At 69.6% G+C, this 14,976-nt stretch carries 10 protein-coding genes; 3 read left to right on the top strand and 7 right to left on the bottom strand.

The features are described 5' to 3' along the window. Positions 1-68: 68 nt before the first annotated feature. The 4 genes from ppa to QZ607_RS06670 form a co-directional block, all read right to left on the bottom strand. Positions 69-617: an inorganic diphosphatase gene (gene ppa, locus QZ607_RS06685; RefSeq protein ID WP_295881086.1), complete on the bottom strand. Its 549-nt coding sequence runs from the start codon at positions 615-617 to the stop codon at positions 69-71. A 308-nt stretch (positions 618-925) separates the two neighbouring features. After that, positions 926-3,010: a sodium-translocating pyrophosphatase gene (locus tag QZ607_RS06680; protein ID WP_295881084.1), complete on the bottom strand. Its 2,085-nt coding sequence runs from the start codon at positions 3,008-3,010 to the stop codon at positions 926-928. Between the two features lie 243 nt (positions 3,011-3,253). Beyond that, complete coding sequence (locus QZ607_RS06675) at positions 3,254-5,452, bottom strand: sodium-translocating pyrophosphatase (RefSeq protein WP_295881082.1); 2,199 nt, start codon at positions 5,450-5,452, stop codon at positions 3,254-3,256. Positions 5,453-5,761: 309 nt separating this feature from the next. Continuing rightward, entirely contained in the window at positions 5,762-6,538 is a 777-nt protein-coding gene (locus QZ607_RS06670) for a hypothetical protein (RefSeq protein WP_295881078.1), read from the bottom strand. Between the two features lie 308 nt (positions 6,539-6,846). Between QZ607_RS06670 and QZ607_RS06665 the strand changes: the two genes are divergently transcribed. Continuing rightward, entirely contained in the window at positions 6,847-6,996 is a 150-nt protein-coding gene (locus QZ607_RS06665) for a hypothetical protein (RefSeq protein WP_295881074.1), read from the top strand. Positions 6,997-7,097: 101 nt separating this feature from the next. On the opposite strand, the gene QZ607_RS06660 is transcribed toward QZ607_RS06665, so the two are convergent. Beyond that, on the bottom strand, positions 7,098-8,351 hold the full coding sequence (locus QZ607_RS06660; RefSeq protein WP_295881072.1) for a 6-phosphofructokinase: 1,254 nt from the start codon (positions 8,349-8,351) through the stop codon (positions 7,098-7,100). Positions 8,352-8,645: 294 nt separating this feature from the next. Between QZ607_RS06660 and QZ607_RS06655 the strand changes: the two genes are divergently transcribed. Both QZ607_RS06655 and QZ607_RS06650 read left to right on the top strand, forming a co-directional pair. Further along, entirely contained in the window at positions 8,646-8,804 is a 159-nt protein-coding gene (locus QZ607_RS06655; protein WP_295881069.1) for a hypothetical protein, read from the top strand. Between the two features lie 317 nt (positions 8,805-9,121). Further along, entirely contained in the window at positions 9,122-9,847 is a 726-nt protein-coding gene (locus tag QZ607_RS06650; RefSeq protein WP_295881066.1) for an ERCC4 domain-containing protein, read from the top strand. Here QZ607_RS06650 and QZ607_RS06645 read toward each other — a convergent pair. Continuing rightward, positions 9,784-11,124: a DUF3322 and DUF2220 domain-containing protein gene (locus tag QZ607_RS06645; RefSeq protein ID WP_295881064.1), complete on the bottom strand. Its 1,341-nt coding sequence runs from the start codon at positions 11,122-11,124 to the stop codon at positions 9,784-9,786. The two genes, QZ607_RS06650 and QZ607_RS06645, sit on opposite strands and share 64 nt — an antisense overlap. Further along, complete coding sequence (locus QZ607_RS06640; protein WP_295881063.1) at positions 11,102-14,668, bottom strand: ATP-binding protein; 3,567 nt, start codon at positions 14,666-14,668, stop codon at positions 11,102-11,104. The genes QZ607_RS06645 and QZ607_RS06640 overlap by 23 nt, the downstream gene beginning before the upstream one ends. Positions 14,669-14,976 lie beyond the last annotated feature (308 nt).

Genomic DNA, 14,976 nt, shown 5'->3' with positions numbered 1-14,976 from the left:
CTGGAGGGCAGTATCGGCGGGGGCGCCTTGCCGCGGCCGACCTTGCGGTCGGCGCTCGCCGGGGCCAGTCAGAAGTGGGGCTTCTCGGGGGCGTCGTCGAACATGGCGACGCTCGCCATGATCTCCTCCCGGGCCTCTTCCCGGCCTCCCCAGCCGTCGACACGTACCCACTTGCCCTCGTCCAGGTCCTTGTAGTGCTCGAAGAAGTGCGCGATCTGGTCCAGCAGGTGCGGGGGCATGTCGCGGAAGCTGGTGATGTTGCGATAGCCTTTGAAGAGCTTGTCGATGGGCAGCGCCAGGATCTTGGCATCGTCGCCGGACTCGTCGGTCATCTTCAGCACACCGATGGGCCGGCACTGGATGACAGAGCCCGGGATGAGCGGATAGGGCGTCACCACCATGACATCCACCGGGTCCCCGTCAGCGGACAGGGTGTGCGGCACATAGCCGTAGTTGCACGGATAGTGCATGGCAGTGGACATGAAGCGGTCCACGAACATGGCGCCGGTCTCCTTGTCCATCTCGTACTTGACGGGCTCGGAGTGCGACGGGATCTCGATGATGACGTTGATCTCGTTCGGGATGCGGTCACCGCGGGTGACGCGTTGCAGATCCATGGGCAGGCTCCTCGGGTGGTTGGCGATTGGACATCTGGCCCCGCGCCCCGGGTAGCGGGCAGCGGGGGCGACGGATTATGCAGAGACAGGGGAGTCCCGGAGTGTAACGCAGGTGCAGCAAAACTGCCGGCGTTGACCCGCTTGGACCGACACCCTGGGAAGCTCAGCGAGGCTCGCTACGCCCCGCGGATGAGCTGTGGCGGATGGTCGCATGGCAAGCCAGCACGGGGGCGAGCGGGGCCGCAGCTGCGGCGTCAGCGGTCCGACGCATCGCGCAGCCGCGGGAGCCGGTTTGGCCGGCACCGGCCTCAGACCGCAATCAGCGGCACGATCAACAACGCCACGATGTTGACGATCTTGATGAGCGGGTTCACCGCGGGCCCCGCGGTGTCCTTGTAGGGGTCGCCCACGGTGTCGCCGGTGACCGAAGCCTTGTACGCCTCGGAGCCCTTGCCGCCGTAGTTGCCCTCCTCGATGTACTTCTTCGCGTTGTCCCAGGCGCCGCCGCCGGTGGTCATGGACACGGCGACGAAGAGCCCGGTGACGATGGTGCCGATGAGCATGCCCCCGAGCGCCAGGGCGCCGGCATCCCCGCCCATGAGCCAGCGCACGCCGAAGGCCACCACAACGGGGGCCAGCACCGGCAGCAGGGAGGGCACGATCATCTCCTTGATGGCAGAGCGCGTCAGCATGTCCACGGCACGGGAGTAATTCGGCTTCTGGCTGTGATCCAGGATGCCGGGCATGGCCTTGAGCTGACGGCGTACTTCGGTGACGATCTCGCCCGCCGCGCGACCGACGGCCTCCATGGCCATGGCGCCGAACAGGAAGGGGATCAGCCCGCCGATGAAGAGGCCGATCAGCACCGCCGGATGGTCCAACGGGAATGACAGCGTCTTGCCCGCCCCCGCCAGGGTATTGGTGAAATCCGCGAACAGCACCAGCGCCGCGAGTCCGGCGGACGCGATGGCATAGCCCTTGGTGACGGCCTTGGTGGTGTTGCCGACGGCGTCCAACTGGTCTGTGATGGTGCGGATGCTCTGGTCCATTTCCGCCATCTCGGCGATGCCGCCGGCGTTGTCCGTGATGGGTCCGAAGGCGTCCAGCGCCACGATGATGCCGGTCATGCTGAGCATGGCGGTGGCCGCGATGGCAATGCCGTACAGCCCGGCCATGGAATAGGCGCCCCAGATGGCAAAGCAGATGACGATGACGGGCGCCGCCGTGGCCTTCATGGCGTTGCTCAAGCCCGCAATCACGTTGGTGGCGTGCCCGGTGGTGGACGCCTTCGCAATGGCGCGCACCGGGCCATAGTCCGTTCCCGTGTAATACTCGGTGATGATGACCATGAGCCCGGTGAGCGCAAGCCCGATGCCGGCCGCGCCCAGCACGGCCCAGCGGCTGAAGGCATCGCCGGTGGCGTCGATAGCGAGGGTCGGCGGCAGCATCAGCCAGGTAACGGGAATGAAGAGCACGAAGGCGATCACCGCGGATGCGGTGAGCCCCTTGTACAGGGCTGCCATGATGCGGCTGTCGTCGTCCTTGGCCTTGACGAAGCCGGTGCCGATCACCGACGCGATGATGGAAACGCCGCCCAGCACCAGCGGGTAGACGATGGCACTGGGGCCGTACTGCCCCAGCAGCAGGCCACCCAGCAGCATGGTGGCCACCACCGTGACGGCATAGGTCTCGAACAGGTCCGCAGCCATGCCCGCACAATCGCCGACGTTGTCGCCCACGTTGTCCGCGATGACGGCCGGATTGCGGGGGTCATCCTCCGGAATGCCTGCCTCCACCTTGCCCACCAGGTCCGCACCCACGTCCGCGCCCTTGGTGAAGATGCCACCGCCGAGGCGCGCGAAGATGGAGATGAGCGAGCCGCCGAAGGCGAGCCCCACCAGCGCATGCAGGGCGCGCATCTGCCCGTCGGTGTCCAGCGGGTCCGCGGGCACCAGCCAGAGGTAATAGCCGGCCACACCCAGGAGCGCCAGGCCGACCACCAGCAGCCCGGTGACGGCGCCGCCGCGGAAGGCCACCTGAAGCGCCGGATTCACACCACCGTGGGCGGCTTCCGCCGTGCGCACATTGGCGCGTACCGACACACTCATGCCGATGTAGCCCGCGGCGCCGGACAGCACCGCGCCGATGAAGAAGCCGATGCCCGTTGCCAGATCCAGGCTGTGCGACAGTCCGGCCATCAGCAGCGCGCCCACCACCAGGATGGTGAGATATTGGCGGTGCAGGTAAGCGCTCGCACCCTCCTGAATGGCGCCTGCGATCTGGCGCATGCGCTCGCTGCCCTGGGGCCGGGCCAGCACCCAGCGGATGGACACCAGCCCGTAGCCAACGGCCAACAGGGCACAGAGAACGGCAAAGACCAGGCCAAAGGACATGCAGCTGCGCTCCTCAGCGGTGACCGGCCGCGACCGCGACCGACGCGCGGCATTGTTCGGTCAGCCGGAGGAGGATTGCAAGTTGAGCGGGGCACGAACGGCCCGTCCCCGCGCCCAACGCGCAGGGAAAGGCTCAGGCTGGATGGCAGGAGTACGGGGTACGGAGTATGGGGCAGACAACAAGGGCACCAGAGCTCGGCGCCCGCCTCCGCCCTCCGCCCTTCTCCCCGTTGCCCTCAGCCTTCAGAGCAACGAGAACGAGATCGTCACACCGGTCATGACGATGGCGACGATGCTCATGAGCTTGATGAGAATGTTCAGGCTCGGCCCCGAGGTGTCCTTGAAGGGGTCGCCGATGGTGTCGCCGATGACCGAGGCCCGGTGCGCCACCGAGTTCTTGCCGCCGTGGTGGCCGGCCTCGATGTGCTTCTTGGCGTTGTCCCAGGCGCCGCCCGCGTTGGACAGGAACACCGCCAGCGCAAAGCCGGTGGCGAGTCCGCCCACCAGCAGGCCCACCACGCCGGCGACGCCGAACAGCAGCCCCACCAGCACGGGCGCGAGGATGGCAATCACGGACGGCAGGATCATCTCGCGCTGCGCACCCACGGTGGAGATGGCCACGCAGCGCTCGTAGTCCGGGTCTGCCTTGCCGCGCAGGATGTCCGGGTTGTCCTGGAACTGCCGGCGCACCTCCTCCACCATCAGCTGCGCCGCACGGCCCACCGCGAGGACCGTGAGGCCGCTGAACGCAAAGGCCACCATGGCACCGAGGAAGAGCGCAATGAGCACCACCGGATTCAGCAGCGTGATGTTGTAGAAGGCCATGAAGTCCAGCAGATCGGCATCCGCCGTGGCCACGCTGGCGCCGCTCGCGAGCACCAGGCTCTCGGTGCCCGCGGCGATGAGGTCGATGCGGATGACTTCGATATACGAGGCGATGAGCGCCAGCGCCGTCAGCGCCGCCGAGCCGATGGCGAAGCCCTTGCCGGTGGCCGCCGTCGTGTTGCCCAGCGAGTCCAGCGCATCGGTGCGCTCGCGCACCTCCGGCCCCAGGCCGCTCATCTCCGCATTGCCGCCGGCGTTGTCGGCGATGGGACCGTAGGCATCGCTCGCCAGGGTGATGCCGAGGGTGGAGAGCATGCCCACGGCGGCGATGGCGACGCCGTAGAGCCCGTGGCCCATCTGCGCCACATCGAACCCGGCCGCGAACAGGTAGGCGAGCATGGTGCCGGCCGCCACCGCCACCACCGGCGGGATGCTGGAGAGCATGCCGACACCGATGCCGGCGATGACCGTGGTGGCCGCCCCGCCCTCTGCGGCACGGGCGATGCTGCGCGTGGGCCGGTAAGACGGCGAGGTGAAATACTCCGTGGAGCGGCCGATGACGATGCCCGTCACCAGGCCCGTCACCACCGCCGCCCAGATGCCCCAGGTGTTGTCGATGCCGAGCAGCCAGAGCAGCACGGCGGACGCGACGACGATGAGCGCGGCGCTGACATTGATGCCGCGGGACAGGGCGTGCAGCAGCTCGCGCTGATCCGCCCCCTCGCGCGTCTTCACCAGATAGACGCCGAGCACCGACAAGAGAATACCGATGCCGGCGATGGCGAGCGGCGCCACCACGGCCTTTAGCTGCATCGCGGGCTCGGTGACATAGGCCGCGGCGCCCAGAGCAGAGGCGGCGAGGATGGAGCCGCAGTAGGACTCGAACAGGTCCGCGCCCATGCCGGCGACGTCACCCACGTTGTCGCCCACGTTGTCGGCGATGACGGCCGGGTTGCGGGGGTCGTCCTCGGGGATGCCGGCCTCCACCTTGCCCACCAGGTCGGCGCCCACATCCGCGGCCTTGGTGTAGATGCCGCCGCCGACGCGGGCGAACAGCGCCTGAAGTGACGCGCCCATGCTGAAGGTCAGCACCGTGGTGGTCACCAGCACCAGCCGGGCGCCCTCGTCGGCGACATCGCCGGGTGTGAGCAAATCGATCAGGACGAACCAGAACACGAGGTTGGCGAGGCCAAGGCCCACCACCACGAGCCCCATCACGGCGCCGCTGCGGAAGGAAATCCTGAGTGCCTTGCCGAGCGAGGTCTGCGCCGCCGCCGTGGTGCGGGTGGAGGCGCGGGTGGCCGTCTGCATGCCGAAGTAGCCGGCGAGCGCCGAGAAGAAGCCGCCGAAGACGAAGGTGATGGGCAGCCAGGGGTTCTGGATGCCGAGGCCATAGGCGAGGTAGGCGAAGATGGCGGCCACCACGGCGAAGACCACCAGCATGATCTTGTACTGCTGGCGCAGATAGGCCATGGCGCCGGTGCGCACATGGCCACCGATGGTGCGCATGGTCTCGTTGCCTTCGTCCTCGGCCTGCATTTCCTTGTAGAAGCGCCAGGCGAAGACCATGGCGACAATGGCGGCGATCGGGGCGATCCAGAAAACGGGCTCAGTCATGGCATCGGTACCGCGGATGTGATCGGGCGAGGGACTGAATCGGATGCCGGTCACGCGCCATCCGCGGCCGCACCAGCGCCATGCCCGGACCGCCGGTGGCGGCTTGGGCTGTTGCTCACCCGGTGCGTGCTGCCACGCCCGGGCGGCACCGGGCGTCCTGCCCGATGCTGGATTACCGAAAACCTCAGGGTGAGTTTCTTGGGGACCACGGCCGCCTCTGTCGGGCGGCTTCAGTCAGCCGGGATCAGACCGGGGGCGGCCTGGGGGCAACCCCGGGGGTCGGTCCCGTTCTGTCGATCCCGTCCTGGGTCAGTCGAAGCGCGTCACCTGCGCCGAGCGCCACCAGTCGTAGTGCTTGGACTCAAGCTCCTCGTGGCTCGGGAAGGGATAGTAGGCGAAGTCCTCGTGGTCGCCCACATAGAAGCCGCGCTCCACCATGCGGTAGATGATGCCCTGGCGAACCTGCCGCATCACGAGCTTGCTGTCCTTGGTGTTCTGATCGAAGTCCAGCAGCACATCCCGCAGATGGCCGACGGCGGGGTACGGCAGGTCGTCGGCGTTGCCGCGGGCCGGGTCGGACCAGAGCTCGCCGAGCTTCAGCTCCGCGAAGGCGATGCGCGGCACGTTCACGGGGTGCTGCGGATCGGTGATGGAGAGACAGAAGTCGCGCGGCTCCAGCCGGCTCGCCACCAGCGGGCGTACCGGGCAGAACTCCTGGTACAGGTGCAGCTTGTGCGCGCTGTCCGCCGTGTAGTCGCCGCGCGTGAGCTCCAGCGTGCGGCCGTCGTCGGTAACCAGGTAGAGGTTGCCGAGCGCCGACACGGGCACCCGCGCCAGGGCCGTGTAGATGCCGAGGTACACCGAGGACTTGGGCGCGCCGCTCGGCTGGGTGACGCAGCGCTCGTCCGCGAGGTGGAACGGGAAGTCACCGCCACGGAAGGACGGGTCCACCTCGAAGAACATGGCCTGGTCGTGGGCGTGCAGGTCGCGGCCCACGGCGTAGTAGGCGCCGAACGCCGCCGGCTCCAATTGCGAGGCGATCAGCGCCTCCGGGATCAGCGACAGATACAGCCGGTAATCGCTCATCGATACCCCCTTGGGACAGCGCCGATGGGATTGCGAGCCCAAGTGCTCGCGTTGGTGAATACGCTAACGGAAACGCGTGCGCTTTGCAGCAACCGATTTGTGACAAGGCCGACCTGCGGTGAGGTCAGTGGCGCTTCGGCGGGGCTGAGCGGGCGTCGGCTTCAGCTTTGGCGCCCTGTCGGTCATCGTGCTCTGTGAGCTGGTGTGGGTGCTGAGACGCGCCTATCGGTATCCCAAGCGGGACGTCGTCTCGGTGCCGGAGCAGCTGCTCATCACCGCCGAGCTGCGCATCGAGGGGCGACGCGCTCGTGCGAGCGGGACTGGACGCCTACCGGGACGGGCCGGCGGACTTATCGGACTGTCTGCTGCTGCTCGGCAATCAGGCCGCAGGCTGCACGCTCACCGACAGCCTCGATGCCGGGCTGGCACGGCATCCCTGCGCCGCCCTCCCGGCCTGAGCTGATCGCCCGCCTGTGCTGATTGCGTGCATTCCCCGGCTGCCGGCCGCCGAGGTCTCTACACCAAGGCGCCCGGCTGCGCCGAGCCCGGGCAGGCCGGGTCAGACCTCGAACGGCCCGAGCTTCTTCGCGACGGGCTTGTTGTCGAGTGTGACGTACTTCGGCAGGCCCTTCTCGTAGGGGGGATAGTCCTCGCCGGAGATCAGCGGGTAGAGGTACTCACGGCACTGGCTCGTGATGCCGTAGCCGTCGTCGCTGATGAAGTCCCGCGGCATGAACTTCTCGACGTTGGCCACCTCCGAGAGCGGCGCCTCACCGATCTCCCAAACGTAGGGGTCCGAGGACTTGCGCACCACCGTCGGCATGATGGCGTTGTGGCCCTGGAGGGCGTACTCGACGCCGGCCTTGCCGAGGGCGTAGGCCTGCTCCACGTCGGACTTGGAGGCGAGATGCCGCGCGGCGCGCTGGAGGTAATCCGCCACGGCCCAGTGGAACTTATAGCCGAGCGCCTCCTTGACCATGTTCGCCACCACCGGCGCGGCACCGCCGAGCTGGGCATGACCGAAGGCGTCCTTGGTGCCCTGCTCGGCCAGGAAGCGCCCGTCCGGCCAGTGGCAGCCCTCGGACACCACGACGCTGCAATAACCGTGCTCCTCCACCTTGGCCTTCACGGCGGTCATGAACTTGTCCTGGTCGAACTCGATCTCCGGAAACAGGGTCACCACCGGGATGCCCTGGTCCGCCACCAGCGCGCCGGCGGCGGCGATCCAGCCCGCATGGCGGCCCATGACCTCCAGCACGAAGAGCTTCGTGCTGGTGGCACACATGGAGCGCACGTCGTAGCTCGCCTCCAGCGTGGAGGTGGCGATGTACTTGGCGACGCTGCCGAAGCCCGGGCAGTTGTCGGTGATCGGCAGGTCGTTGTCCACGGTCTTGGGCACATGGATGGCCTGCACCGGGAAGCCCATCTTCTCCGACAGCTGACTCACCTTGTAGCAGGTGTCCGCGGAGTCGCCGCCGCCGTTGTAGAAGAAATAGCCGATGTCGTGGGCCTTGAAGACCTCGATCAGGCGCTCGTACTCGCGCCGGTTGGCCTCAAGGCTTTTGAGCTTGTAGCGGCAGGAGCCGAAGCCGCCGGACGGCGTGTACCTGAGTGCCGCGATGTTCTCGGCGGACTCCTGACTGGTGTCGATGAGGTCCTCGGTGAGCGCCCCGATGATGCCGTTGCGCCCGGCATAGACGTTGGCGATCTTGTCGGTGTGCTGGCGGGCGGTCTCGATGACGCCGCAGGCCGAGGCGTTGATCACGGCGGTCACACCGCCGGATTGGGCGTAGAAGGCGTTCTTTGCGGTCATGGCTGTCCCCTTTCGTGTTCTCCGTCGAAGCGGTTATCGATGGTCATCGCCCGGGCTGCTGCCACGCAGCAGGCAGGTTGCCGGCAGGCATGGCTCGCAGCAGCCGGGCGCGTCAGTTGCTCGGCTGCGGCCCGGGCCTTGGCCCGGGCCGGGGCAGGTCGCGAAGCCGCCGGTCGGCCGGCGCCGGCGACCCCGTCCGCCGCGCAGCGGGCGCAGGCGCGCGTGCGGTTGGTCAGCACCGCGCGCCATGATCCTGGCCGGCACAGCCGAGTGCCGGGCGGCGGTGATGTCCGGATGCTGCACACGGGTATGGGTGGGTCCGTCGGCCCCTGGGCCTTGGTGAGCATTGCCGGGGTCACCGGGGCCGAGCGGGGGCCGACCCTCGACCTTGGTGAGCACGGCATGCACGCACAGCGCGCCCCCATCTGGAATACCCGCAAGGCGCTCCCATGAAGCCATGGGCACCGTCAGGGCGCAAGCCTACAAAAACCGCGGCGACAGCGCACCGCAATCCGGCTGATGGGTGCATTGAACGGCTCGATTCGGCGTCGAGCGCGCATGGGTGGCGGGCATCCCGGCGTCTCGGCCTGCGGTGGATACGCTTTGCGGATGCAGCCTACATCGGCAACGTGCAGGTGGTTCTTGGAACGCTGCCCGGGGGAGCCGCCATGACACAGACAGTGGCTGCGGGCCGCGAGCCTGATACTGTACCCCCGTCGAGCACTATTGGTGTACATTTCAGCAGTCAAGAACATCACTCGACGACACCCATGCAGCCTGGTCAAGACGGCGTCCATGTCGTTGCAGATGACCGCGAGCCCGCGGATGGCGTGGTCGCGCGGCTGCGGCAGCACCCGGATGTGACCCTGTACAGCGGGCGTCTGCCCGTGGGCGATTATCTGGTCGACGATGGCCTGCTGTTCGAGCGCAAAACGCTGCCTGACCTCGTCCAATCCATCAAGGATGGGCGCTTGTTCTCCCAAGCGTTGCGGCTGGCGCAGGCCAGGCAGCGTACCGCCCTGGTGCTGGAAGGCCGCGGGCGCGACCTCGCCGGGAGTCGCATGCGCCGGGAGGCCATCCAGGGGGCGCTCGCCATGCTGACCCTGGAGCTGGGACTGCCGATCCTGCGCAGCACCGGCGCCGCAGAGACCGCTGATCTCATCCTCGTCGCTGCCCGCCAGCGGCGGGCCGTCGCCAGCGGCGCACTGGCGCGCAAAGGCCGCCGCCCGCGGGGTAAGCGGCAACTGCAAGCCTACATCCTGCAAGGACTGCCAGGCATTGGTCCGGCCCGTGCGCAGCGGCTCATCGAGCGCTTCGGCAGCGTCGAGGCGGTGGTGTCGGCGTCTGCGCCCGAGCTTGCGGCGATCCCCGGCATCGGCCCAGACACGGCGTCGGTCATCCGCTGGGCCGTGGAAGAAGAGCCGGCGCGGCGCTACGCACCCGCCGGCTGTGGCTGCGCCGCATCGGACTGCGCCTCAACATACGCCCAGGCATAGCCCCAGTCGATCCGTTCCTGCTCCAGCCGCACGCGCTCGCCCCAGCGGCCGGTGAGCAGGCCCTGGAAGACGGCTTGCTCACCGGCCGTGAGCCGATGCAGCGGCCCGGCGGCCGGCTTGTCCTCGTGCTGCCAGAGGTCACGATGGCGCAGCAGGCTGTCTGCGTCCATCAGCAGGGAGCGCACGCCCGGCAAGTGTGCTCGCAGGCGGTTCAGGATGGCGAAGCCGTGGGTGTCGAGATCGCCCCAGTAGTGGCAGGGACGCTCGCGCAGCCAGCGGATGCCGCCGTAGGCTTCGACGGCGTAGCCGCGGGCCATGCAGCAGACCGCACCCGGAAGCTCGCCGAAGGCGAGGCCGGTCTGGAGATTCTCGACGATGAAGATGCGCTCCGGGCGCAGCGGCAGCGCGGCGATCTGCTCCACCGGCGCCGTGATGTCGCCGAGGCCGCCGACCGCGGCGCGCAGGTCCGGGTCGAGGATGCGGATGCGCATCAGGTCCGGCTCGCGGCGCAGTCCGGCGAGCGCGTGGAAATCCTTGCCGGCGGTGTCGTCAGAACCCAGCGCCGGCCGTTGACGCTGGCCAAGGAGGTGCACGAGCCGGCCGCGGTTGGTGCCGATCCACTTGGTGTCGATGCCCGGGATCGGCAGCTGGCGCAGGTACAGCCCGGAGCCGGGGTGCTCGTCGAGCCAGCGGAGCACAGCCAGCAACCGCTCGAAGTCCGCCGTCGGGGCGGCGGGGAGCCAGTCGAAGTGGCGGCCGACGCGCAGCGTCGCCAACACCTGCCGCAGGGCCGCCGCTCGCTCGCAGGCCTGCTGCCACCCTGCCTCCTCACCCAGCCAGACCGCCACCTGCTCCGGCCCCGCCAGCAGCAGCCGCTCCGGCAGCCGCTGCCGGCCGAGCCCCGGCCATTGCCGCTCGGTCCAGACCAGCTCCCCTGGCCGCGCCGGGTCGGCCTGCGCCGCGGCCCAGCGCTCGATCCAGTCGCGCACGCCGGCGAGGTCCCGTGCCGTATCCCGCTCCGTCGGCGGGTGCAACAGGATGGTCAGCGGCCAGCCGCCGGCGGCATCGAACCGGCCGCCGGCGGCGTCGAACCGGCCGCCGGCGGCGTCGAACCGGCCGCCGGCAGCGTCGAACCGGCCGCCGGCAGCGTCGAGCCGGCCGCCGGCAGCGTCGAGCCGGCCGGCGGTCGCATCAAGCCAGCGCCGGTGGCCGCTCTGCCAGCGCTTGCGCAGGAGCGCCGCGACGGCGGCGGGGTCAAGCCGACGTGACGCGGCCATCGCGCCGGACCTGCACTGGCCCGGCACCCGTGAGCGGCGCCGGCAGCGGGTCGTCGCCGGGTACCGGCGCTGCCGCCCAGGACTGGGCCGGCGCCGGTGCGTCGGCTGCCGCCGGCTGTGATGCCGACGCCTGTGCACGACGCTCCGGCAGTGCCAGGCGCCTGCGGTCATGCTCGTAGGCAATCTGCAGGGTTGTCGAGTGCTTGCGGTCGCGGATATCGACGAAGCAGGCGCCGCCGATGAAGGGCTCCAGGGTCATGACGGACTTGAGCGGGGTGGCGACGATCATCTGAAAGCCGAAGCGCTCGAAGATGCGCATGGCGAGCTCGGTGAACTCGTTGTCGGCCTTGCCGAAGGCCTCGTCCAGGATCACCGGGGCGTAGCGCGGCAGGCCGCCGTCGCCGCGCCCGTCTGCGCTGCCGAGCTGGTAGCGCAGCGCGGCGGCGAGGCAGGTGGTGGCCAGCTTCTCGCGCTGGCCGCCGGACTTGCCGGCCCCGGAGCGGTAGACCTCCACCTCGCGGCCGTCGGCGTCCAGCTCCCGGCCGATGAACTCCACGTGCAGGCGCACGTCCAGCACCTGCGCCCGCCAGCGCTTGTCGTCCGGCTCCTGGCCCGCCAGACGGGCGACGATGCCGGAGAGGGTCGTAAAGCGGGTCTCGGCATCGGCGGTGTCGAGCTCCGCGGTCCAGACGTGCTCCAGCACCGCGCGCACCTGCTCGCGGAAGGCGAGCACGTCCGGCAACTGGCGCTCGCTCACCTGGATCTGCAAGTGCGTGCCGGGATTGAACTCGGCCTCGGCGAGGCCGTCGTTCACCAGCGCCATGCGCTCGCGGATCTGCCGGCGGGCCTCGTCCACGTGGCGGTTCAGCGCCGCGAGGTTCTCGGTGCTTTGGTCCTTGAGCAGGGCGGCGAAGCGCTCCTCGAAGCGCGGCAGGCCGTCCTGCTCGATGCGCGTCAGGAGCTTGAGGTACTCGGGCGCCGAGGCCAGGGCCTCGTCGAGGTCCCCCGCCGCCATGGGCCAGCCGCGCTTGAAGGCGCCGAACTGGCGCTCCATGACCCGCGCGTGCTGGTGGCGCTCCTGCTCCGCGGCGCTGCGCGCCTCGCGCAGGTCGCGCTCCACGTGCCGGGCACGGCTGTCCAGGTTGGCGAGCGTCAGCGGTGCTTGCGGGGCCTCAAAGCGCGCGGTCAGCGCTGCCAACGGCGCCGCCTCGATAGCCACCTCGGCAAGCTCCCGGTCCAGCTCCGCCAGGGCCAGGTTGTGCGCATTGCGGTGGCGCCCGATGTCGGCGCGCTGCCCGCGCAGCTCGCCGAGCGCCGCCTCTGCCTCCCGCAGCGCGGTGCGGGCTGCCTCGATCTGCCGGCCCAGCTCGGCGAGGTCGCGGTTGGCCTCGCGCAGTGCGCGCAGCTCCGCCTGCAGCCCGTCGATGAGCCTGAGCTGGGCGGCGACGTCGAGATCCTCCCAGCGCAGGTTCATGAGCTGGCGGCAGGAAAGCGCGTGCTGACCCGCCTGGTCGCGCCGCGCGGCCAGCGCCTTGAGCTGCCGGTCCAGCTGGCTGCGCTCCGCCTGGAGCCGCTCCACGGTGCGCCGGAACAGCGCCAGCTTGTCGCGGTTGTCGAAGCCGAGCACCCAGCGGCTCTGGTCGTCGATGCGGTGGCGGTCGTCCTTCTCGTGGCGGCCGCGGTTGTGCTTCACCTGGCCGGCGAGGGTGACGGCGCGCTCGGCGTCGCGGAAGGCGCTCAAGCTGGCGGCGCACTGGTAGTCGAAGCGCCGGCTCAGCTCATCGAAGAGCCAGTCCCGGTAGGGCGATGCCTTGAGGTCCAGCTTGGCCACCAGGGAGCCCGGCCCGAGCCGGCGGGTGGTGCGCGGAGCCTCCCGCTCGACGCGATGGTAGACCAGCCGCTGGCCCAGATGCGTCTCATTGATGATGCGGGAGACGGCGCCGTAGTGGCGCTCATCGACGATCAGCGACAGCGCGAAGTTGTGCAGTACCCGCTCGATGGCGCCGCGCCAGTCGGCGGCCTCGGGCCGCACCTGCACCAGCTCGCCGACGAAGGGCAGGGCCTCGTCCGCAAGGCCCAGGCCGTCGGCGATCTGCACCCTGAGTGCCAGCATGCGGGCCGGGATGTTCGAGGGCTGCCGCAGCAGGGCGGCCAGCTCCGCCTCGGCCTCGTCCAGCTCGGCCACCACGGCCTTGTGGCGGTCGCGCACGCCGTCGCGCTCCTGCTCCGTCTCCTCCTGCTGCTGCTGCCAGCGCTCCACCACGTCGCGGGCGCGGTCGGAGAGCGCGGCGAGGCCTTCCGGCGTGTCCGGCAGGGTCCAGTCCAGGTTGCGACAGAGCCGCTCCGCCTCCTGGCGGGTGCCGAGCCGGCGCTCGCGCTCGCGCTCCGCCTGGGCGATGTCGCGGGCCAGCTGCTCGATGCGCCCGCCGCCCTGGGCGTGGTGGCGCTCGCGCAGGCGCTCCAGCTGGGCCTGGTCCTGCTCGACGCGGGCCTGCTGGGCCGTCTCGCGGTCCGCGAGCGCCCGGTCCTCGGTGTCGAGCCGGGCCAGATCCGCCTCCAGCAGCTCCCGGCGGCGCTGCTTCAGATAGGGGTCGATGGCGTGCAGCTGGCGGTCCAGGTCCACCAGCCGCTGCCCGGCCTCCGCGTGGGCGGCATGCGCGTCGCGGGCCGGGGCCAGCACCTCGATCTGCTCCCGGGCCGTGACCACGGCGCGGTGGGCCTGGTCCAGCTCGCCGAACTCCTCCACCAGGCGGTCGGCCACCTCGAAGGTGCGCGGCGGGTCCAGCATGAACTCCCGCAGGAAGGCGTTGAGATCGCCGAGGTTCTTCGCCGATTGGGTCTTGTGCAGCAGCTTCAGCGCCATCTCCGAGTCGATGCGCAGCAGCATGCGCAGGCGCTCGCCGTAGCGGGCGTACTCGCTGAAGTGACTGACCTCGGGCAGGTCGCGCTTGAGGCCGCGCAGGTCCAGGTCCTCGGCGAAGCCGGCCAGCTCGCGGCGCAGGTCGAAGGGCCGGTCCGCGATCATGTAGTGGCGCCGCAGGTCCTGGGTCGCATTGCCGCTGCCGCGGATCCAGAACAGCTGGACGAGCGTCACCACTGCGCCGTCGCCATCCGCGTACTCGGCGGCGAGCGCGGACCAGGTGGTGCCGGGTCGCAGCGTGCGCGAGGCGATCTCGCCGGTGTCGGCGCTGGACTGATCGGCCCAGGCGCCGCGCACATAGGTGACCAGGTTGCGGTCGGTGCGGGAGCGGTCGCCCTCGCGCGCGGCGGCGTTGAAGCTGGTCCAGCGCGGTGGGATCAGCAGCGCCGTGTAGGCATCCAGCAGCGTGGACTTGCCGGAGCCGGAGCGGCCGACGATCAGAAAGCCATCCGGGGCGACGGGCACCTCGTGCAGCCCGTTGAAGGTGCCCCAGTTGAACAGGCTGAGCCGGGCGAGGCGGAACTGCTCGCGGCGGTCCGCGTCGTGCCAGGCCGGGGTCCGCATGGAGGATGCGGCTGGAGGCTGGGCTGCGCTGCTGTCCGGCGTGTGTTGGAGCTCACTCACAGCACTGCCTCCGTGGACCGACAGAGGGGTTGGTCCGCTCCAGAACACGCGGAAGGCGGGAAGGACGTTGTAGGGCGGATAAGCGAAGCGCATCCGCCGCCGCGGCGACAAAAGTGCGAGGTCGTAGGGGCCGCTCCGCGGACATTCAGGCATAGAGAAACTACGAAACACGCGAAAGGCGCGAAAAAGGGCAAGCCGGGGCCAGTCATCAAGCCGCTCCTTTCGCGTGTTTCGCGCTTTTCGTAGTTCCAGAACCAGTTTCTCGCACGCACGGATGCGGTGAATCGACCTCGCAAGATTTCGGCCGC

This window comes from uncultured Thiohalocapsa sp., assembly GCF_913063425.1.
GTDB lineage: Bacteria > Pseudomonadota > Gammaproteobacteria > Chromatiales > Chromatiaceae > Thiohalocapsa.
Note: the sequence above shows the minus strand (reverse complement) of the source record. Positions and strands in the feature narration are given on the sequence as shown.